19 protein-coding genes are annotated in these 22,187 nt (G+C 38.0%); 12 read left to right on the forward strand and 7 right to left on the reverse strand.

Annotated features, from left to right (window positions below; genetic code table 11):
- Positions 1 to 4: 4 nt before the first annotated feature.
- Positions 5 to 1,705 carry an L-lactate permease gene (locus tag AC2YJL_RS09620; protein ID WP_195696683.1) on the reverse strand — a complete coding sequence of 567 codons (1,701 nt, stop codon included), beginning with the start codon at positions 1,703 to 1,705 and terminating at the stop codon, positions 5 to 7.
- A 382-nt stretch (positions 1,706 to 2,087) separates the two neighbouring features.
- On the opposite strand from AC2YJL_RS09620, the gene AC2YJL_RS09625 reads away from it, so the two are divergent.
- The 7 genes from AC2YJL_RS09625 to AC2YJL_RS09655 all read left to right on the forward strand — a co-directional run bounded on the left by AC2YJL_RS09625 (position 2,088) and on the right by AC2YJL_RS09655 (position 11,665).
- Entirely contained in the window at positions 2,088 to 3,413 is a 1,326-nt protein-coding gene (locus tag AC2YJL_RS09625; RefSeq protein WP_230932935.1) for an FAD-binding oxidoreductase, read from the forward strand.
- On the forward strand, positions 3,414 to 4,775 hold the full coding sequence (locus AC2YJL_RS09630) for a (Fe-S)-binding protein (protein WP_195696685.1): 1,362 nt from the start codon (positions 3,414 to 3,416) through the stop codon (positions 4,773 to 4,775).
- Positions 4,759 to 6,210: an FAD-linked oxidase C-terminal domain-containing protein gene (locus tag AC2YJL_RS09635; RefSeq protein WP_195696686.1), complete on the forward strand. Its 1,452-nt coding sequence runs from the start codon at positions 4,759 to 4,761 to the stop codon at positions 6,208 to 6,210. The genes AC2YJL_RS09630 and AC2YJL_RS09635 overlap by 17 nt, the downstream gene beginning before the upstream one ends.
- Before the next feature lie 171 nt (positions 6,211 to 6,381).
- Positions 6,382 to 8,559, forward strand: a complete 2,178-nt coding sequence (locus AC2YJL_RS09640; RefSeq protein ID WP_369361002.1) for a malate synthase G — start codon at positions 6,382 to 6,384, stop codon at positions 8,557 to 8,559.
- 107 nt (positions 8,560 to 8,666) lie between these two features.
- Positions 8,667 to 9,443 (forward strand): fumarylacetoacetate hydrolase family protein, encoded by a 777-nt coding sequence (locus AC2YJL_RS09645; RefSeq protein WP_195696688.1) that lies wholly within the window; start codon positions 8,667 to 8,669, stop codon positions 9,441 to 9,443.
- Positions 9,444 to 9,494: 51 nt separating this feature from the next.
- Positions 9,495 to 10,289, forward strand: a complete 795-nt coding sequence (locus tag AC2YJL_RS09650) for an IclR family transcriptional regulator (protein ID WP_230932933.1) — start codon at positions 9,495 to 9,497, stop codon at positions 10,287 to 10,289.
- 143 nt (positions 10,290 to 10,432) lie between these two features.
- On the forward strand, positions 10,433 to 11,665 hold the full coding sequence (locus AC2YJL_RS09655) for an aminopeptidase (RefSeq protein WP_025751295.1): 1,233 nt from the start codon (positions 10,433 to 10,435) through the stop codon (positions 11,663 to 11,665).
- Between the two features lie 136 nt (positions 11,666 to 11,801).
- Here AC2YJL_RS09655 and AC2YJL_RS09660 read toward each other — a convergent pair whose 3' ends face one another.
- Complete coding sequence (locus AC2YJL_RS09660) at positions 11,802 to 12,182, reverse strand: DUF4183 domain-containing protein (RefSeq protein WP_230933713.1); 381 nt, start codon at positions 12,180 to 12,182, stop codon at positions 11,802 to 11,804.
- Positions 12,183 to 12,316: 134 nt separating this feature from the next.
- Between AC2YJL_RS09660 and AC2YJL_RS09665 the strand changes: the two genes are divergently transcribed.
- Positions 12,317 to 12,679: a DUF4183 domain-containing protein gene (locus AC2YJL_RS09665; protein WP_230932932.1), complete on the forward strand. Its 363-nt coding sequence runs from the start codon at positions 12,317 to 12,319 to the stop codon at positions 12,677 to 12,679.
- 57 nt (positions 12,680 to 12,736) lie between these two features.
- On the opposite strand, the gene AC2YJL_RS09670 is transcribed toward AC2YJL_RS09665, so the two are convergent.
- Together AC2YJL_RS09670 and AC2YJL_RS09675 are read right to left on the reverse strand one after the other, a co-directional pair.
- Positions 12,737 to 12,871: a hypothetical protein gene (locus AC2YJL_RS09670; RefSeq protein WP_013083673.1), complete on the reverse strand. Its 135-nt coding sequence runs from the start codon at positions 12,869 to 12,871 to the stop codon at positions 12,737 to 12,739.
- 80 nt (positions 12,872 to 12,951) lie between these two features.
- Positions 12,952 to 13,443 (reverse strand): hypothetical protein, encoded by a 492-nt coding sequence (locus AC2YJL_RS09675; protein WP_028409022.1) that lies wholly within the window; start codon positions 13,441 to 13,443, stop codon positions 12,952 to 12,954.
- A 407-nt stretch (positions 13,444 to 13,850) separates the two neighbouring features.
- Here AC2YJL_RS09675 and AC2YJL_RS09680 point away from each other — a divergent pair, with 407 nt between their 5' ends.
- From AC2YJL_RS09680 to AC2YJL_RS09690, 3 genes are all read left to right on the forward strand, one after another.
- Positions 13,851 to 14,270 carry a hypothetical protein gene (locus AC2YJL_RS09680; RefSeq protein WP_097825133.1) on the forward strand — a complete coding sequence of 140 codons (420 nt, stop codon included), beginning with the start codon at positions 13,851 to 13,853 and terminating at the stop codon, positions 14,268 to 14,270.
- A gap of 71 nt (positions 14,271 to 14,341) precedes the next feature.
- Positions 14,342 to 15,331, forward strand: a complete 990-nt coding sequence (locus tag AC2YJL_RS09685) for a glycine-rich domain-containing protein (protein WP_195696690.1) — start codon at positions 14,342 to 14,344, stop codon at positions 15,329 to 15,331.
- Between the two features lie 127 nt (positions 15,332 to 15,458).
- Positions 15,459 to 16,037 (forward strand): HAD-IA family hydrolase, encoded by a 579-nt coding sequence (locus tag AC2YJL_RS09690; protein ID WP_230932930.1) that lies wholly within the window; start codon positions 15,459 to 15,461, stop codon positions 16,035 to 16,037.
- 2 nt (positions 16,038 to 16,039) lie between these two features.
- Here AC2YJL_RS09690 and AC2YJL_RS09695 read toward each other — a convergent pair whose 3' ends face one another.
- The 3 genes from AC2YJL_RS09695 to AC2YJL_RS09705 form a co-directional block, all read right to left on the reverse strand.
- A complete protein-coding gene (locus AC2YJL_RS09695; RefSeq protein WP_014459595.1) occupies positions 16,040 to 16,636 on the reverse strand; it encodes a mechanosensitive ion channel family protein in 597 nt (198 codons plus the stop codon).
- Between the two features lie 852 nt (positions 16,637 to 17,488).
- Positions 17,489 to 18,511: a hypothetical protein gene (locus AC2YJL_RS09700; protein ID WP_195696692.1), complete on the reverse strand. Its 1,023-nt coding sequence runs from the start codon at positions 18,509 to 18,511 to the stop codon at positions 17,489 to 17,491.
- Between the two features lie 969 nt (positions 18,512 to 19,480).
- A complete protein-coding gene (locus AC2YJL_RS09705) occupies positions 19,481 to 20,944 on the reverse strand; it encodes a hypothetical protein (protein ID WP_115654203.1) in 1,464 nt (487 codons plus the stop codon).
- A gap of 320 nt (positions 20,945 to 21,264) precedes the next feature.
- Here AC2YJL_RS09705 and AC2YJL_RS09710 point away from each other — a divergent pair, with 320 nt between their 5' ends.
- On the forward strand, positions 21,265 to 22,146 hold the full coding sequence (locus AC2YJL_RS09710) for an HAD family hydrolase (protein ID WP_251568695.1): 882 nt from the start codon (positions 21,265 to 21,267) through the stop codon (positions 22,144 to 22,146).
- The last annotated feature ends 41 nt before the right edge of the window (positions 22,147 to 22,187 follow it).

The raw sequence follows: 22,187 nt of genomic DNA on the forward strand, positions 1-22,187 counted from the left end.
TTGATTAAGGAATCATCCACGATAATACATTAGATTGTAAAAATGTTAATACGCAGACAATCAGCAGTAAAAATAAGCTGTGCTTCACCGTGAAACGAAGCAAATCGGACTCTTTTCCAGCTAACCCGACCGCAGCACAGGCAACGGCGATAGATTGCGGTGAAATCATTTTACCGGTTACTCCACCAGAAGAGTTTGCTGCAAGCGCAAGAAGCGGGTCCATTCCAATAGACGTAGCCGTGATTTTTTGCAAGTTGCCAAACAATAAGTTGGCTGAAGTATCTGATCCTGTAATAAAAACACCGAGCCAGCCGAGTACAGGAGAGAAAAAGGGAAATAACGCGCCTGTTTTAGCTAACAGCAGCCCTAAGGTTGTACTCATTCCAGACGCATTTGTCACGTAAGCAAATGCCACAACGGACATAATGGTAAGCAGCGGCAACGCTAATTCTTTGCACGTCTCGTTAAACGTAATGAACCAGTCTTTCCAAGAGATGTTGACGATAAATTTTGTGACAACAGCAGACAACAGGATAGCTGTACCGGCAGCGCCTAGTAATTCTAATTTATAAACTGCCGCAATCGGTTCTCCATTTCCATTTAAAATTAAATTATTTAACCAAGGTACTTCTGGCATAAACGTTAAATAATGTCCGATGGAATTGATAGCGCTCAAAAAAGCGTTAGCTCCTTCATAATGTCCTGTCAAAGCGGTTTTAATTTGAGGAATTCCCCATATAGAAATAAAGATCGTTAAAATTAAAAAAGGTGACCACGCCTTTGCAATTTGAGCCCCTGTGAATGCTGGTTGATCTCGAGTTTCTCTTGCCTCAGCCGAAGCGGAAGCTACTTCATGTGCTGCTTTTTCAGATTGAAAGCGAAACGTTGTTTTCGGTTTCCAGAATTTTAAGAAAATAGCGAGCGCAAAAAGTGAAACGAGTGCCGATAAAATATCGGGAAGTTCCGGTCCTAAAAAGTTAGAGCTGACAAACTGGGTAAGGGCAAAAGAGATGCCGGATACTAAAATAGCAGGGAGTACTTCTACTGTTTTCTTAAATCCTGCCATTACAAAAACCAAATACAGCGGAATAAATACAGAAATAAAAGGAAGCTGGCGGCCTACCATTTTAGAGATTTCCATTGCCGCTACTCCAGTAGGACCTTCCATAGCTGTGATAGGAATACCGATTGCACCAAAAGCAACGGGTGCTGTATTTGCTAATAAACATAAGCCAGCGGCATACAGCGGATTAAATCCTAAACCTACTAGCAAAGCTGCTGAAATAGCAACAGGTGCTCCGAAACCAGCGGCCCCTTCAAGAAAAGCCCCAAACGAAAAAGCAACCAACAAAGCTTGAAGTCTACGATCTTCTGTAATAGATACGACAGAGGTGCGAATAATATCAAACTGACCGGTTTTTACGGTTAGTTTGTAAAGAAAAACGGACGTAATGATAATCCATCCAATCGGCAGTATACCGTATACGGCTCCTTGACTGGCTGACATAAAAGCCATGCTAGCCGGCATTTTATAAGCAAATATTGCAACGGCAAGTGCGACCAGTAAAGTTGTAACTCCAGCCATATAACCTTTCATTCGTTTAATAGCCAGAGCCCAAAAGAAGTAAAGAATAGGAATCAAAGCGATTAATGAAGACCAAATGACGCTGTTTCCTACAGGAGTGAACTGCTGTGTCCATGTCATAACTAACACCTCATTTTCAAATTAGTGAACTATAAATTTAGTAAAACGAAACCATTAAAACTACGATGATAAGGTCATCTGATGACTTATGTAAAAATGAATTCGCTTACATTATATTCTAATCCTTTTAGGATAGGCAAGTACTAAAAGAAACTTTTTTTCAAAAGAACGGACATTTTTTTGGTGATAAGAAGAAAATACTGGTTGAAAATCCCAAGAATAGGTGATTTAATGATTGTAAGCGCTTAAAATATATCTTTTCATCTATTCTACTAATTATTCTTCTTATTAATCTACTACTTTTAGTCGTATTATACATGGCACTTCTTTATGTTATTAGTGAAACGTTGTTTGCTATTACAAAACGAGAGGAGTCAATTTATTGAGTACGTTAAAGCTTCCAGGTCATTTAAAATCCATTTTATCTCATCCTTCCACACTTGAAGAACAGCATATGAATCACTTCCTTGGAAATAACGGGTCCCTGAATATTAAGCCAACTTCAGAACAAGAAATAGCAGCCGTTTTAAAGTATGCGACAGAACACGGAAAAAAAGTCGTCATTGAAGGGAACGGTACAAAAAAAGGCTTTGGCGGACTTATAGATACAGCAGACCTTTTGCTTTCGCTGACTGAATACAGCGGAATTGTTGAACATACAGTAGGTGATATGACGGTTACTGTAAAAGCTGGTACACCGTTTGGAGAGCTCCAAACGTATTTAAAAACGCACAATCAGCAAGTTTCACTTGATCCATCTCTAGGAGACTACGCTACAATCGGCGGAGTTATTGCAGCGAATGAAAGTGGTCCAAAGCGCTTATCTTATGGATCGGCTCGAGATGCAGTAATCGGTATGAGAGTCGTATATTCAGATGGAACCTTTGTTCGTTCAGGGGGAAAAGTCGTCAAGAACGTGGCTGGCTATGATATGAATAAGCTGTTTATTGGTTCAATGGGAACGCTCGGCGTTATATCCGAAATAACGTTAAAGCTGCGTCCGCTGCCCAAGTATCAAAGCATTGTCTTTATTTCTTTTTCAACAGGCAATATCGAAGAAATTCATGCGTTTGTTAGCAAAGTCTTAGATTCCATGATAGAGCCTGTTGCTTTGGAGTTATTAAATCCTTCTCTAGCTGAAGATGTAATAGGGCAGCATTTGTTTACACTTGTAATCAGCTTTGAAGATGTGGAAAGTTCCGTTCATTATCAAGAGAATTACATCAAAAGTATTCAGCCGTCTGATACGATTTTAAAAGTGCTGCATGAAAAAGAATCCGAAGTATTTTGGAGATTTTTTAGTAACATGAGTCCAAATGGTGCATGCTGTTCTTCCGAAGAGGAAACGGAAGCCGCGCTAAAAATTGGCGTACCAAATATGAATGTACTCGATGTAATAAACAAAAGTACTGCATTAAAAACGTCCCGTCCAATGCTGATAAAAGCACATGGAGGAGTTGGCCATGGTCTTTGTTCAGTCTACATAAAAGGCTCAGAAGATGCCATTCTTTCCGTTATTACTTCATTTACTGAAACTGCTAAAACGTACGGAGGATATGTGGTCGTTAAACATTTGCCTTTTATACTGCGCCAAAAAGTAAATGTATGGGGAGAAGAACCTTCTCATTTTCCGTTACTGGCAGGAATTAAAGCAAAGATGGACGCTAAAAACGTGCTTAACTATAAACGATTTATAGGAGGAATCTAAGTGAATTCAGCGAAAGCGGATATCAAAGATGCTCCATGCCAAAGCGTTAGCAATTATTTGTGGAAAGACGCGCCAGACGAAAAAAAATGGGCGGATTGTGTACACTGCGGAATGTGCTTAGAGTCTTGTCCTACTTATGAAATAACGGGGCAAGAACAGCATTCACCAAGAGGACGCGTGCACCTTATCAAATCGGTAGCAGAAGGAAAAATAAGCGTGAATGAGCAGTTTACAGACCCTGTGTTTGCCTGTTTGGATTGCCGGGCCTGTACAACTGCTTGCCCTGCAAATGTAGACGTTGGCGGACTCATTGAAGAAGCTCGCGGCCAAATTCGTCAGGCAATGCCTTTGACGGGATGGAAAGGCATGATCAGCAAGTTTTTTCTAAAAGAACTTTTTCCTCAGTCTCATCGCTTAGAAGCCGCAGGAAGCTTATTGAAGCTGTATCAAAAAAGCGGAATGCAAAAAATGATGCGCACAACAGGCATGTTAAATATGATGCCGACACACCTAGCGGAAATGGAACATGTAATGCCTAAAATTACCCGTTCTGTTCGAAAAAAATATAAAAAGAAACGCGTTCTAAAAGCAAAAGCCGAAAGAAAAGCAGAAGTTGCTTTTTTAACCGGCTGCATCATGGACGTCATGTTCAGTGATATTAATGAAGCGACTCTTAATGTATTACGAAGAAATGGAAACGACGTCGTTATTCCTCCATCTCAAACGTGCTGTGGTGCTTTGCACGTTCATGCAGGAGACCGAGACATGGGAAGACAGCTTGCCAAAAAGAATATAGAGGCGTTTCAACATGCGGACACTGTTATTGTAAACGCTGCAGGATGCGGATGCATGTTAAAAGAGTATCCCGAACTATTTAGAGAAGAAGAGCAAGAGTGGCTTGAAAAAGCCGAAGTCTTTGCTGAAAAAGTCCAGGATATTTCAAAATACCTTCACGATACGGGATATCGCCCCCCGCAGACAACGTTGCATAAGCGCATTACGTATCACGACGCTTGCCATTTAGCTCATGGTCAAGGAGTTAGGAAAGAACCAAGAGATATTTTGCTTTCTATTCCGGGAGTGGAAATGGTTCATATGGCTAATGCGGACCGATGCTGTGGAAGTGCAGGAATTTATAATTTAACAAATCCTGATATGGCGGGAGCTGTGCTTCAAAGTAAAATGGAACATGTGCCTCATGACGTAGAAATGATTTCAATGGGAAACCCGGGATGCATGCTGCAGATGGCAGTAGGAGTGAAAAAATATGGACGAAGTCAGCAAATTGTTCACACGGTACAGCTTTTGGAGTGGGCCTATCAAAAAGAAGAGGAGGAAGCACATCGTGTTGAAGAAAAATAGAATAAAAGATCTTCACGTAAAAAATCTTTCTCAACTAGTAGATGCTCATTCTATTTTGCACCATAAAGAAGATTTGCTTGCGTACGACTGCGATGGCTTTACCATTCACAGACATTTGCCTAAAGCGGTGTTATTTCCTCAAAATACGAAAGAAGTTTCTAGCATTGTTAAATATTGCAATGAACATGATTTGCCTTTTCTTGCAAGAGGAGCAGGCACAGGACTGAGCGGGGGAGCGATTCCTCTTAATAACGAAGTGGTTATTAGTTTAGTGAAAATGAAGCGCCTGCTTAGCGTCGACTATGAAAACAGGCGTGCCGTTGTAGAGCCGGGATTTATTAATCTTAAATTAACTAATTCAATCTCTGAAAAAGGATATTATTATGCACCGGATCCTTCGAGTCAATATTGCTGCACCATTGGTGGAAATGTAGCGGAAAACGCAGGAGGGGCACACTGTCTTAAATATGGAGTAACCACCAACCATATTTTAGGGCTAGAGGTGGTGCTTCCGAATGGAGATGTGATTGAGCTTGGCAAGCAAGGTATTCCAGATGAACCGGGATATGATTTATTAGGGCTTTTAACAGGATCAGAAGGGACGTTAGGAATCGTTACAAAAATTACGGTACGCATTTTGAAAAATCCCCAAGCAAAACAAACGGTTCTTGCCTATTTCGACCGCGTAGAAGACGGGAGCCAAGCGGTATCAGACATTATATCAGCCGGCATTGTGCCTGCTGCGCTTGAGATGATGGATAAAACCGCCATTGAAGGAGTGGAAGCTGCTGCGTTTCCAGTCGGACACCCTAGAGATATTGAAGCTCTTTTATTAATTGAAGTAGACGGCATTTCAGCCGGTATCGAAGAGCAAATCCTTCGTATTTTAGACGTATGTAAAAAACAAAACGTACGGGAGGTGAAAGTAGCTGAAAGTGAAGAAGAGCGCGCGAGGTGGTGGGCAAATCGTAAAACAGGATTTGGAGCGATGGGAGCCATATCCCCTGACTATCTCGTACAAGACGGCGTTATTCCAAGAAGTAAACTGCCTCAAGTGCTGAAGCGAATTAACAAAATTAGCGAAGAATCTGGCCTTCGCATTGCCAATATTTTTCACGCCGGAGACGGGAACTTGCATCCGCTTGTATTATTTGATGCTAGAAAGCCCGGGGAAACGGAAAAAGCACTCGACGCCGGAAGCGCATGTTTGCAAGTATGTGCAGAAGTAGGAGGAACGATTACCGGCGAACACGGCGTAGGCATTGAAAAAAAAGAAGAAATGCGATTTGTTTTCAATGAAGATGAAATTCAAGCACAAACGAATATACGAGAAGTATTTAATCCTAAAAATCTATTAAATGCAGGAAAGCTTTTTCCAAGTCCAAGCCGCTGCGCTGAAGTCAAAAAAGAAATGAAAAAAACAGAATATTTTTAGAAAATTCTTGAAAATATATTCGCTCGATGATATGATTTTTTTAACAAAAATAAAACACTGTTTTGTAATAAGAAACAGTGCCGCATATGTTCGTCTTAATCATTTTGTCGAAAAGAAATGAAAGCGCGTCCAAATTTAAAGATGTAAAAGAGTAAGAGGAGGAAACAGACGGTGACAAACTACAAACAAGTTGGAAATCTGAAAGTAGCTCCAGTTCTCTATCAATTTATCAATGAGGAAGCTCTTCCGGGCAGCGGCCTAAGTACAGAAAATTTTTGGTCTGATTTTGAAGCGTTAGTAACCGAGTTAACACCCGTAAATAAACGTTTGTTAGAAAAGCGTGATCAGCTGCAAGCTCAAATTAATGCGTGGCATCAAGAAAACCCTGACGGTGACTTTAGCGAATACAAATCGTTTTTAACGAGAATTGGCTATTTAGAAGACAAGACAGAAGATTTTCTTATTGGTACAGAAGGAGTAGACAGCGAAATTGCCTATCAGGCAGGACCGCAGCTTGTTGTACCAGTAAATAACGCTCGGTACGCTATTAACGCTGCTAACGCACGCTGGGGAAGTCTCTATGATGCTCTTTACGGCACTGATGCAATCAGTGAAGAAAATGGAGCTTCGCGCACGAGTTCTTATAATCCAATTCGAGGAGAAAAAGTTATTGCGTTTGCGAAGAATTTTCTTGATGAAGTTCTTCCGCTCGTTCAGTCTTCTCATGCGGAAGTGGTTCAGTACAGCCTTGAAAATGGAAAGCTTGTCGCTCAATTAAACGATGGCAGTTTAACCGAATTACAGGAAGAAGAGAAATTTGCAGGGTATCAAGGAGAAGAAGAAAGCCCTGATGCTCTTTTATTCAAAAACAACGGTCTGCATTTTGAAGTTCAAATTGATCGTACGGATTCGATTGGTAAAACAGACGATGCGGGTGTAAAAGATATTTTAATGGAAGCAGCTCTTACGACGATTATGGACTGTGAAGATTCAGTAGCGGCAGTAGACGCAGAAGATAAAGTAGATGTTTACCGCAACTGGCTGGGATTAATGAAAGGTGATTTGACGTCTACTTTTAAAAAAGGAAGTCAAAACATGACAAGGCGTTTAAATCCAGACCGTACTTATGTTTCTCCCGACAAGAAAAAGATTTCACTGTCTGGCCGTTCGCTTATGTTTGTTCGAAACGTTGGACATTTAATGACAAACAGCGCTGTTTTAGATCGAAACGGCAACGAAATCTATGAAGGTATTTTAGACAGCGTGATTACTAGTTTAATTGCCAAACACACCTTGCTTAAAAACGGTACGTATCAAAACTCTAAAAAGAGCTCTATCTATATCGTTAAACCGAAAATGCACGGCTCCAAAGAAGTGGCTTTTGCCAATACGTTATTTAATTCAATTGAAGATATGCTAGGGCTTGAGCGTCATACAATTAAAATTGGCGTAATGGACGAAGAGCGCCGCACGACGCTTAATTTAAAAGCGTGTATCAAAGAAGTAAAAGACCGAGTGGCTTTTATTAATACTGGATTCTTGGATCGAACAGGTGACGAAATTCATACCTCAATGGAAGCGGGCGCTGTTATCCGTAAAAATGATATGAAAGCGTCTAAATGGCTTCAAGGCTACGAGCAGTCTAATGTAAATGTAGGATTAGCAAGCGGATTCCAAGGCCGCGCTCAAATCGGAAAAGGAATGTGGGCAATGCCGGATATGATGGCGGAAATGCTTAAACAAAAAGTGGGGCATTTAAAAGCAGGAGCGAATACGGCATGGGTGCCTTCACCAACCGCAGCAACGCTTCATGCTCTTCACTATCATCAAATTGATGTAAGAGATGTTCAAAACGAATTGCTTACTCAGTCTGCTGATTTACAAGATGACATTTTGCAAATTCCTGTAGCAGAAAAACCAAATTGGAGCAAAGATGAAATTCAGCAGGAGCTCGACAACAACGCTCAAGGAATACTTGGTTATGTAGTAAGGTGGGTCGACCAAGGAGTAGGGTGCTCAAAAGTACCGGATATTAATAATGTAGGGCTAATGGAAGACCGGGCAACGCTTCGTATTTCCAGTCAGCACGTGGCTAACTGGCTTCATCATGGAATTTGTACAAAAGAACAAGTAACGGAAACGCTAAAGCGAATGGCAAAAGTAGTGGATCAACAAAATGAAAATGATCCTCTGTATCAGCCAATGGCACCGAACTACAGCGCATCCATTGCTTTTCAGGCAGCCTGCGATTTAGTATTTCAAGGCTATGATCAGCCAAACGGCTATACGGAGCCCATTTTACACCGCCGCCGTATCGAAGCAAAGGCAAAAGCAGCTATAAAACAGTAAAACAAACGGCCTGTCAGCATAGAGATGGCAGGCTGTACTTACACCTTCAGAATCTGACTATCTACTATTCTTATTAAAATTAAGCAAATGGGAAAAGGAGCTATGTTATGAAATTTGTAAGGTTCGCTGTACAAGATAGCCGTCATACAGGTGTTCTAAAAGAGGATACGATCAGCGTCATTAAAGGAAATATATTTGAGAAATGGGACTATACAGGGCAGACTTTTTCACCGAGTGAAGTAAGGCTTTTGGCTCCTTTAGAGCCAAATCAAATTATTGGAATAGGCGCAAATTATGCAGCTGCAAAGTCGGATCTGCCAGGAGAAATGCCTTCTATTCCTGTCTTCTTTTTTAAGCCCACATCCTCTGTGATCGGTCCAAACGAGGCCATTGTCATCCCAACCGCGATTAAGCACGTCAAGTTTGAATCCGAGCTTGCAGTTATTATTGGAAAAGAAGCGAAGAACATCGCAAAAGAAGACGTGCTGGACTATATATTTGGGTATACAATTGGAAACGATGTAACGGCTCCGGATTATTTTCATGAAGACGGGCACTGGACCATTGGAAAATCCTTTGATTCATTTACGCCTCTTGGCCCCGTAATCGAAACGGAGCTTGATTTTAAATCCATTCATGTAAAAGCGTTTTTAAATGGCGTTGAAAAACAAAATAGCTCGACAGATTTAATGATTATTTCCGTTGAGCAAATGATCGCTTACCTTTCTACTGTTATGACCCTTAAGCCGGGAGATGTGGTTTTAACAGGAAGTCCGGTCGGCGCGGAGCTGGTAAGCGCAAACGATGTCATTGAATGCACCATCCGAGAAATTGGAACTCTCCAAAATCCGTTTGCTGCAGAGAAAGAACGTGTAAACGTATAAGAGTGATACAAAATGCCCGGCAGTAACACGACACATAAAGGAGAGAAAAAAATGGAGAGAGAAAATATGGTGAAGTCTGTAAGCCGGGCGTTGGATATCGTCACAATTGTCAGCATGGAAAGAGAAGGGGTAGGCGTCACAGAAATTGCAAAGCAAATGGACATCAACAAAAGCTCCGTATACCGTATTCTAACTACCCTTGCTCAGTACGGTTATATTGAACAAGATCAAGAAACCGGGCGGTACAAGCTTGGGTATAAGTTTTTAGAAGTAAGTTCAAAACTTTTAGATTCTATTGATCTTCGAACGGAAGCAAAGCCGTTTTTGCAAGAACTTGAAAGTGAAACAAATGAAGTTATTCATCTTGTTGTCTACGATCAAGGTGAAGTAGTGTATATTGAAAAATTAGAAGGCAATCAGACGCTGCGCATGCATTCAAAAGTGGGGAAAAGAGCCCCTATGCACTGTACGTCTGTCGGTAAAGCTATCCTAGCTTTTTTACCGCTTAACACGGTAACAAGCATTCTTGAAAGAAAAGGCTTACCAGCTCATACCGATCACACCATTACAGATGAAGAAAGCTTTCTTCGAGAACTTTCAGAAGTGAAGCAAAAGGGATGCGCGCTCGATTTAGAAGAAAATGAATATGGAATTACCTGCATTGCAGCGCCTATTTTTGATCACCTTGGTCAAGTCGTTGCCGCAGTCAGCATTTCCGGTGCTACGATGCGTATGACAAATGAGCGATTAACGTATCTTCAGGAACGCATGGTTGATATAGGTAAGAACATTTCGGAGCGGCTCGGCTACAAAACTGAATCTGTGAAAGACAAAAGTTTGTTCTGATTCTTCGAGAACAAACTTTTGCTATATAATAATCTGTAAAATAACGTAATTATATTATGTAAACTATAGGCTATGATTTTTAATTGATGTTTTATTCATGATACAATGAAGTTGTTAGAATATATACGTAAAGGAGATAAATTATGGAACAGTTTGAGCGCAATATTGAAAAGTACGCCGAGCTGGCTGTAAAAGTCGGTGTAAACATTCAAAAAGGGCAAGTATTAAACATTAATGCCGATATTTCTTCCGCTGATTTTGTTCGTGAAATTGCGAAAAAAGCGTACGAAGCCGGAGCAAAGTCTGTTGATGTAGACTGGCATGACGATCATTTAGTTCGTTTGAAATATGAAAAAGCGGATGAATCTGTATTTAATGAATTTCCTGCTTGGAAAGCTCAAGCAAGAGAAGAGCTTGTGAAAAACGGAGGCGCTGTTTTATCTGTAATTTCAAGCGGTCCTGACTTACTAAAAGGAGTAGACGGCAAACGTATTGCTGCGTTCCAAAAAGTAAGCGGAAAAGCAATGAAAAAATTCCGTGAAGCGATCCAATCCGATAAAATCAGCTGGTCCATTGTAGCTGTTCCTTCAAAAGACTGGGCAGCTAAAGTATTTCCTGACGTTCCAGAAGAACAGCAGCAAGAAAAACTGTGGGAAGCTATTTTTAAATCCGTGCGCGTAGATCAAGAAGATCCAGTGGCCGCATGGGAAGAGCATAACGCTTCATTACATACAAAAGTAGACATTTTAAATGAAAAAAGATTTGCTAAGCTTCACTATAAAGCGCCAGGAACAGATTTAACAATTGAGCTTCCTGACAAACATATTTGGGTTGGCGCAGGCAGTGTTAATGAAGACGGCAACTCGTTCATGGCCAATATGCCAACAGAAGAAGTATTCACACTTCCGAAAAAAGACGGCGTAAATGGTCAAGTAACGAGCACAAAACCGCTTAGCTACGCAGGAAACTTAATTGAGAACTTCACGCTAACATTTGAAAATGGAAAAATTGTTGATGTAAAAGCAGAAGAAGGCGAAGAAACGTTAAAGCACCTAATTGAAACAGATGAAGGTGCCAAATACTTAGGAGAAGTAGCCTTAGTACCGCATCAATCGCCAATTTCTCAGTCAAATATCATTTTCTACAACACGCTGTTTGACGAAAATGCATCCAACCATTTAGCCATCGGCAGCTCGTACTCTTTCTGTCTAGAAGGCGGAAAAACTATGTCTAAAGAAGAGCTGTCACAAAACGGAGCAAACGACAGCATCACCCACGTTGACTTCATGATTGGCTCAGCTGAAATGGACATCGACGGCATCAAAGCTGACGGTACAAGCGAGCCTGTGTTTAGAAAAGGGAACTGGGCGTTTTGAATTAAATAAATAACAATAATAAAAGCTTCTGCGCTATATCCGCAGAAGCTTTTGTTATGAGCACTAAATTTCTGTAAAACTGAGATTTTATATATCTTACACGTAATTACGCTTTATAACAATACCATAGTCATTTTTAAGTCAGTACATCTGTATCAGAATCAGGAGCAAAGTTTGTAACTTCTAATACTATAGGAGAACCAACCAAAATGGTAGATCCTGCAGGAACAGTAATGGCTAAAGAACCAACACCTGCAGCTCCCGCTGTATAAGCTGAAACGCCAGCCATTTGTAAAACGCCGTTAATATACACATTATAGTAGCTGTTATCCGTAGCTAAAGCAGGGAGTTCAGTAGCAGCTGCACCCGTATCGCCAAAAAAGTCAGCGGCATCGATTGTTAAAGTGGCTGCACCCGTAGTTGTAGCAGTTGCTGTATAAAAGAAACGTGAGACGGTTGGGCTGACTGTTACAGTGGTAGTAGCGGCTATAGCGAGTTTCATAATTTGAAGAGGCATAAATGTGTTACCTCCTTTCATGTTCTATCCTTCAATATGTGCATTCGTTCCTTCTAAGGAATAGGTTTAGTGGCATAAATTTAATTCTTAAAGACTATAACTAAACTAAGTACATCTGTGAAGGAGATTTTTTCTTGAAGAAAAAATCTTACGGCTGCGATCAGTATGCATCCTCTTGTTCGACACCTTTTATTAAGCTTCCCGTGTTGCCTCAGCAGGAATTTAGGTATATATTCCTGAAAAAAGTTCGCATCTTTGAATACTATACGGTAGCCGGAGGCAGCAAGCGCATCTTTACAGATCAAGACGCGTTAAAAGAATACGGCACGCAGCATATATTGGATCCTGAGAACTATTCATACAGTAATTTATTTATCAACGGTGTGTTACAGCCTTCCTCCAATTACAGCGTCCAAAAAGGACTTCTTATGATTAACACAGAGGATATTCCTTTAGAAAAATCACCCGTGATTTTACAAATGATTAAAGTAATCTAACTTTCAACCACAGAATGCGAAGTACACATGCCTGCACATAAAAAAACAAGGTGAACGTTAGTCAGTTCCACCTTGCTGTGATTCTTCTTTTTTAACCGGAGCGTCACGCTTGAACATGTGATAGTAGGTAAACCCTAAGCATAGAGCGCCGGCGATTGAACAAAAATATTGCAAAAAACGGACGAAATCCATTGGAATGACCTCCCATTTTCAGTTTCGCTTCTAGTATGTACAGGGAAGTGAAATAATATGTGAAAAAGGGAGGTTTTTTCTTATAGTTCGTATGGTTCTTGGAGAGTAAGATAAGGCTGCTGATCTTCAAGACCAAGACGCTTATTTAATTGTCTTTTCATTAAATCATATTGGTAGATGAGGTGAAATTGATTTTTTTTCGGTGTTTCACAGCGAATGTATGTTTCTTGCCCGTTTTTGTCTGTGAAATGAATGGTTAGTTCACCGAAATAGCGTTGAACAGGAGCTCCGTGAAGGCCTTTTTCATTTTTGACAACCTTTGAAAATTCTGCTCGTTGAATACGGTTAAATGGAATAATAGCTACTTGATTGATAACAAGACGCTGATCGTACATGTCAATTTTAGATATGGAAATTTGATTAATCCCTTCTGCAAATTTAACATGTCCGTTTACAGAAACAAGCGGTTTGCGATCCTCAGGATCAACAGCGCCTTGAGGCCGCTTAATGACGTAGAAGCTAGCTACGCCAAGTGCTACGATACCAACCACAACAATAAGTGCAAACATCATTTTGCATTCCACCTCCTGAGTATAGATGTGTAATCTGAATTTAACAGCAAGCTGTTTCAGTTGCCATATTGCCTCAACAATGAGGATAGAGAAAAGCAGTTCGGCAGTTCATTATAAGTATATACATACGTTCGACAATATGGTGTGATATTCCTTCTTATTATGACTTTTTTACGACAAAATGGGCAAAACTCTTTTCGAAAATGAAGCAAATCAGTTACAATTTAAGGATAAGGTACCAAATTTCTTTTTTATCTCAAAAAAGTGCAGAAAAGCGTAAAAAATTCTAGGTATTTTCTCATATTTTTACTATTTTTATAGAATTTATCCCAATTTCTAATCCTTTATCGTGTATAATCTCTTGTGTGCAGCATGATATACATAAAGGTGTAAGGAGGCACAGTTCATTGTCTTTATCAGCAAAAAAGATATTATTATTAGTTTTAGTAGTTATATGTTTAGTGTTAGTTGTGATGCAATTCATAAATCGATCAGCAGAGCCCACTTCTGAACAGGCCCAAGAAACACTGAGTAAGCTTCCTGAACAAGAAACCGTTAAAGAAAAAGCAAAGGGCGACGAGGAAGCGCACAAATATCGAGTGTATTATATTACTATTGAAAAAATCGAAAATGGTACATACAGCGGAACAACAAAAGAAGGAACGGGCATTAAATTTTCCGATAAAAATTTAAATGAACCGATTCCAAGCAATTTGAAAAAAGGGGATATCGTTAAAGCATACTTTGATCTTGAATATAGCACGAAAGGTCTAGTCAAAGTAGAAAAGGTAGACGAGATGCCCGATGATGAAGAGAGCTCAAGTTAATTGAGCTCTTTTTTTGTATTTTACGAATGTGGTAAAATATTGAATATACAGTACGATATAGGGGGGAGAAGATGATAGCAGCCATTATAGTAGGAGCGGTAATTCTTTTAGCTTTGATTAGTAAAGGAATTGCAAAGTCGAGAGGATTTCGCTTGTACAAAGAGGAGCTTCCAGATGAGCTCGGCATACATAAAGATCAGGGGTTTGAAGATATTGTCCATTCACTAGAAGATTCTTTACACACAGCCTATGTTCAACAGGTGAAACAGCGTATGAAAGGGAAAAATACAAAAGCCGATGAAGTAGAATGGACGTTTTTTGAGATGAAGCGCTACTTTTTATTAAATGCAGTCATCAAAGACGTACCGATGTTTAGTGCAAAAGTGGATGAAGTATGGCATGAAATGATTATGTTTACAGTGGATTATGAACGTTTTACAGACCGTTTTTTCAACCGCTTTTTGCATCACCAGCCAAATGTAGAGACAATTCCATCCCCACAGCCGAATAAGCGAGCGTTCTTTGATTGGATGTATGCTCATTTGTTTGACATAACGGGTAACAGCCGACTGCTTTGGGGGAAATTTTTTCAGCATCCGCTTGATAAAAGTACGCTTCAAGATTTTCAAAGGTTATCAGAAGATGAATTACTAGATCGCTATTTTTTAAGAAACGGCAAATGGGAAAAACAACAGAGGCACTTGATTCAAACATTAAAAGAAGAAATTAAGGATGCAAAAAAACGAATGAAATCCGGAGGATCGTCGTACTTTAAAAAAGCATTAACAAAAGGGAATGTATCAACCGAACTTCTTTTTCAAGGCTTTGTTTTTTATTCACTTTACGAAGCTACCGACTTTTCAAGACATATGAATGAACTGCTGCTATACAAAAAGACAATCTATGCGGGAGATACAGCCTCGTACAGCGGCTATAGCTGTTCAAGTCCATGGGAAGACAACCGTCATCATCACCACGACGGAGGTCACCATCATCATGACAGCGGCAGCAGCTCAAGCTGTTCAAGCTCTAGCTGCGGGAGCGGGTGCAGCAGCAGCTAGTACAGTGAAAAAACTCGTATAAAGCGAGTTTTTTTACTGCAAATGTAACAATGATAAAAAGGTTAACTGACAAGCAATGAAAAATTTGGTATAATCGTTACGTTTTTAAAAAGGAGAGACAGTGAAAATGAATATTTTATGGGACTTTGATGGAACCATCTTTGATACCTATCCGACTATTGTAAAAGCATTTAAAGAACTACTAACAGATCAAACGATCTCAGAAGATGATATTCTAAGACAAATGAAGGTTTCTTCTGACGTAGCAATTAAGCATTTCAATATTGAAAAGTCTTTGTTTGATAAACACTTCCATGTGGTCGAACAGAAAATCAACCCTAAAGATAAGCCTGCTTTTCCTCACGTAGAAGACGTACTGAGCTTTGCGGATACAAATGTAATTGTTACGCATAAGTCTAGACAGTCTACTCTTGATATTCTTGCATTTTTTAATATGGAGCACTATTTTACGGAGATTATTACAAAGGATGATGGCTACAAACGAAAGCCTGATAGCGGCGCTTATGCATATCTTCACGATAAGTATCAGCTCGATTTAGTGATTGGAGATCGCGAGCTCGATTTAAAACCTGCTCGTGAACTGGGAATTAAAACATGTGCATTTCAAAATGACGATATTGAAGCAGATTATCACCTTACATCATATGATCAATTCTTTACAACGGTCGTAAATAAAAACTCGTGAAGCTATTCTTCACGAGTTTTTATTTGTTCAGGTGTATGTATTTCGGGAATTTCACCGAGCGTGTAGTTCGCTACTTTTGTAATGTTACTATTGGCAAAAAAGTAAAACTCTCCGTCAACTCCGCGAATTTTTGTCGTGCGCAATCCAATTTCTTCAACAGTTCCTTTTGTATCATTTATGGATACGTGATCTCCTACTGAGAATTGATCTTCAAACAGAATAAAAAAACCGTTTAAAATATCTTTAATTAAATTCTGTGCACCTAAGCCTGTAATAAACCCTGCTACGCTAATACCAGCTAAAAGTGCTTTCATATTAATTCCGATTGCTTCTAAAGATGTGATAAGTACAATAAAATACACGACGTACATGACAATGCTCAGACAAAGTTTTTTGAGCGTTATTTCTTTACGTTCATTGTACCTCAGCAGCTTAGTTTTAAATCTGAAATCAAAGATTTTATTAATTACACTACGAGCAAACCGTATGACAATTTGAGCAATGATAAAAATGAGGATAATCTTTATGATTACTTCACTAATGTCAATCCACTTACCGGTATTAAATAGAGTTTGCTGTATCCACTGTATGTATTTCATGACTAAGTCCCTTTCTTGCTTTATAAAATTTTCTCTACTGAATAGTATAATTTATTTTAAAAAATATACTACTAGAATTTATTAAGGTAAGTTTGAACGATTGTATGGTTTTATTTTAATTTAATTTATTTGTATCTGGTATATGTAATAAAAATTCCTTAATTTAGAAAAAGAGAAATCTTCAAGTATAGAGATTTTTAAAGCATTTCTTTATACAAAGATTAAATAAAAAATTATAGCAGATATTAGTATAGATCTTATTAGCAAACATTATATACAGATATTAAAGAAAGAAAAATCTTCTAAAAACACAATGATATCAAGGGTTAGAAAGAAAATAGCTTTTCAATAAATAACTGTGTGGAAAATAGACCTTTTTTGTGAACAGCATCCTTTAGCTAAAGGATGTTTTTTATCGTAGTAAATATGTAATATATTTTATTTACTATGTTTTTTCTCCTGCAATAGAGGGATTTTAAAATCAATGGTATGAAGATTGCTGTTAAAAGTATGAATTATTTCCACTGTGGATAAAAGTAGTTGTGTTAAAGAGTAAATAACCTGGAAATTATCGTTAATAAAAAAATAAAAGGGATGTTTTTATTAACAAAGAGGATGATATAACAGTCATTGAATATGTTTTCTTTCTTTTGTGGATAAGTATGAAGGTGTTTTTTTAGTAATATTCCGTAGTTATACACAAGAAATATCATTTATTTGAACTCATTACGTTTATATGGATAGGATAATGGAATTGGAGAGCTGCAAAAATGGGTGTTTGTTTGCGCTATTTGTATCAAAAAGAGAAGAGAAGGGAGATAAAATAAAAAAAAAGCATGCCAAATAAGCCCCTTATGAAGCTGTAAGTTCGGCAGGGACTTGATCTTGAAGATTTTTTGAAAGCTCTTTTCGAATGAGCGTACGGATTTTTCCACCATAATTTTCAACGACTTGAGCGTCATGGCTGAAGAAGGCCTGTTCAATCAATGTATAAAGGGCAGACTTCACTCGTTCAATACCATATTCAAAAGAAAGCTGAACCAAATCAGCGATGTCTTCGTTTTGGAATGAAGACATAACAATTCCTGTAGAATCTGTGCTGTGTCCAGATAATTTTGCAAAAGTTTCTTCAATAGTACGTCGAATCGCCGCATTATATTGATCTTTCTTTTCTTGTTTTGACATCTTGCCATTTTTCGCTCCGTCTTTTAAAACAAAGAAAATAGTAGATCCTTGGACAACGGTTTTAAATGCGCTCGTCTGTGTTTCAGCTATCTTTTGCATCATACCTTTGTAGTGAGTATATTTCGGCGTAAAAATCTTATAGTCATTAAAGCTAATTTTTGAAGTGTTTTCTCCAGGATTAAACTGACGCTTAATCGTATCGTTGTCATAAACCAATTCTTTGCGCAGCTCTAAGCGAAGGGCGTTTACGTTTTCAATTAGAATAAGCTCTTCAAAGCGAGTATATTCTAATTCCATAAACCCAAAGCCGTGTTCTTCAAAATATTGAGGATAGGGAACAATACAAATATTGATTCCTTTGCCGCTGCGAGAATAGGAAATTAATTCTGTTTCTGCTAATACTACATTGTTGTTGCGAACTGTTCGAACTGTACAATTCAAAGCGGCTGCAATCTCTTTTTCAGAAACATCACAAATAATACCTCTTTCATCAACATGAAGGAAGTGATAAAAAATTAATTGTGAAATTTGAGATTTAGATAAACGGTGATGTTCTGCTACTGTTTTGATTGTAGGGTTCCCATGAGCGTCTAGGTCCATGTGATCTTCAATATCTTTATATTTTTCTACGGTGCTAGACAATTGGCGAATAATTTGTTTTCCAATTTTCGCAAATTCTTTTTTTATCATGAGAATCCCTCCAATCTATTTCATATCAACAATAATTTATTAGGGTAAAATAACAAAGAATACCTTGTGAAAATTATATCAATAAGAAACAGAATCGCAAACGAACGAGTAGTACGCTTAAAACGGCAAAAGGTTCAAAGAATGCTGTCGTATCAAGGGGTTCAGAGTATAGGTTTTTTAGTACGACAAAAACGGCAAAAGCAAGCAAGTACCGGTAGAACAGTGTTTGTTACGATCAGTAAAAACCAAAAAAAACTTTATGCGTTTTAGTACGTAAAAAACGGCCAAAGTTTCAGTATAGTACGCTAAAAATAGCAAAAGTGAAGAATGGTACGCTAAAAACAGCAAAAGCTACCTCGATTCACCTAAAAAAAGGTAAAAAAATCGCTTCTCTAATCTTTGTACATAACACAATGAATTTTATTGGTACGTCAAAAATGGCAAAAGCTATTTTTAGTACGTGAAAAACGTCAAAAACGACGTAGTAGTACGACAAAAACAGCAAAACTTATCGTTTGGTACGTAAAAAACGGCCAAAGCTTTATATATGCTGCGAAAAAAATAAAAAATGGGGTTTGAAAAGGCAATAATAAAGGGAAAAGCAATGTTTAGTACGCAGAAAACGGCAAAAGTAACGAAGGAGTACGACAAAAACGGTAAAAGGTAGGATTGTTTTACGGAAAAAAGCGAATAATTAACAATTAATAAGTAATTATTAGTAAATAAAATGCATTTAGTACGTCAAAAATGGCAAAAGAATCAGAGTGGTACGTCAAAAACAGCAAAAGGTAGTAATTAGTACGCTAAAAACGGCAAAAGAAGCGAAGGAGTACGTAAAAAACGGCCAAAGCTTCTGGTTAGTACGTTAAAAATGACAAAACTTCCAAACTATGAAATAAAAGTAGAGGGATATTTTGTATTTATAAGCTGAAAGTGGCAAAATATCAAATAAAAAAGGAAGGGAACAATTTACCCTTCCAATGTTTCTCTATGTTCTCCTCCAAAATAGTCTTGAATTTCATAATTTTGAAGAGGAATAAAAGAGATTTCAAATCCTTGAAGTTTTTGCTGATAACTTTGGATCAGGACTTGATTGCTAACAAACTCTGCTAGAGATTCATTAATTAATTTTAGATTGACATCAATTTTCTTTGAACGAAAACGAACTTTTGAAGCAAAATATTGATACGGGTAAAAATGAGTGTAAGACTTCTCTTGTAAATAACAATCTAATCGCTCTTTTTGAAATGCATACAGCAGTAAAGAAGACAGCGAGTTATCTTTAAACTTTTTAATAACGTCACTGTAAATTTGTACAAACTGCTGATTTAAAAAGCCTTGATGCGTATCGTCGCTAAATACGATGGTTGCATATCGTCTGCCCGTTACTTCATCGGTTTCAATAACAGCTTTTTGGAAGAAGTTTATCGCAAATTTTGTATCTCTGGAATTTTTCTTCTTCGCTACACCTTCTACGTGGTATCTAGCAATTTTCATAATGCGGGCTTCAACCGCTTCATAGTTTTTTACACCTTTTGAATTATAAATTTCCTTAACGATATCCGCTAAATCAAGAGTCACCGTTTTTTCTTTATAAAACATCTCGTCGCGCTGTGAAAGAGCAAACTGGATAATTTGGGAATCTTTTGGGTCTAAAACCATATTTCGTTTGGAAAGAACCGTTTGATTATCATTCACTGGGATAATGGTGCGAATGAAATATTCTTCATCAACTTTATAGTCATTATATAAAACGACTTCTTGGGAGTTTGTTTTAACTTCCATATTGGTTTTAAGAGAATGACTTTCATTTGAGAAGATAGGGGCCTCTACCCACGAATTTAATCTTTTATCAATCCAGTTACTCAAATTTCCATTGTATTTTTCTAGTATGATTTCAGCAATTAAAAAAGTAAAGTCTGTGTGAAATGCTTTCTCTATTTGATAATTCATCTTTGAATCTAAATAAGGAAAATCGGTAATATTTGTTTTTTTACTTTTAGCCCATGCCTCTACTTCTTTTAACTTTATCTTTAAAATATCTTCAGGCTTTTCCACGCCAAACAGCTTTTTTAAGTGTTCGGTATCCACTTTTTTATCCATCACTTTTTTGGCCAATTCAATGTCTTCAAAAATAGGGTTAGGCTTTTCTGCTTTAATATCTTTTTTTAATGTTTGCAGCCAGTTTTTCTTATTCGACTGTCTTCTTTTGTAGGCAGGGTTTCTGATTTCCTTAGGATTTATTAATTTATTCTCTAAAACAAACGTATCTTGCAATATATTTAAAATGTAGTCTTCTATAAAATCTTTTTCATTCGAAAAGAACGAGTGAGAATCATATAAAAAGTCTATACACTTTGCTTTGATATTGTCATCGATCGCATCGCTGATTTGTTTAATAAGGTAAGGAGAAAAATTGGATGGTTCTTTCATGTTGACCTCCTCTGTATGTATTTAATCTGTAACAATCTTATTATATCTTTTTTGAACGATACTCTAAAGGCTAAAAGGAAAATTCATTTTTGTGAAAGTTGTTTTATACCAAATAAGCCCAGCCGGCTATTAGTATATAAAGACTTATTGTAAATATAAATAGCTTTTTGTGGGGCCTCCATATAGTTACGTACTTTTGATATGAAGAGAGTATTATAGTAGCTTTATAGAAGCGAAAAGCAAAGTACATTCATTGAGTTTGAAAATGGAAAAGTTTATACTTGCCAAGTACACTCTTTTTACAAATAGGGGGAATAAATATGTTATTAAAACCTAAAGCAATTTTTTTAGATATGGACGGTACGATATTAAATCGCTCCAACAAAGTAAGTATTCAAACAAAAGAAATCATTGACGAATTACGAAAACAGGGAATTTTTGTTTTTATTGCTACGGGAAGAGCGTTTGATGAAATAGAAGAGTTAGTTCCTGAAGGCTTTCAAGTGGATGGATTTATCACGTCAAATGGTATGGCAGGGTACGTAGAAAAAGAATCAGTCTTTCAGCATTCGCTTTCGCTCCAGTTGGTGGAAACCATTATTGAAAAAGCAAGAGCGAACAAGGTATACTACGAGCTTTTCCCGTACGGCACACCTCGCGTGACGTTAAAACAAGATCAGCCGTATGTTGAAAATGAAATTAGAGAGCCAAAGCCAGCCAGTGTGGAAATTAACGAATGGCTTTCCCGTAAACAAGCAATTAAAGAAGAAATTGACTGGACAGATTCCGTAGAAGGAAGCGAATTTTCAAAGTTCTATTTCTTTGCAAGAACGCACGAGCAGATCGATAACTGGAAAGAGGAGCTTGAAAAACTCAAGCAAGAAATCGACTTTACAACTTCTACTTCATCTAAACACAATGTTGAAGTGATGGTGGCAAACGTAAATAAAGCAACGGGAATTCAGCAAATGCTAAAACATTTTAATTTGCCCGAGCAAGACATTCTAGCAATTGGCGACAGCAACAATGATTTACCAATGTTTCAGTTTGCCAGCTACGCTGTAGCTATGAAAAACGCGCCGGATCATATTAAAGAAATTGTCGATGACATAACGGAATTTAACTGTGACGAAAACGGCGTATCTCATTATCTTTCTAAATTTTTATTGCAAAAATCTACTAGAAGTAATCCCGTTTTATAAAAATTAATCTATTTTACGACATATAACCAACTATTCAAAAC

It is taken from the genome of Priestia sp. SRI_019, from assembly GCF_057586255.1.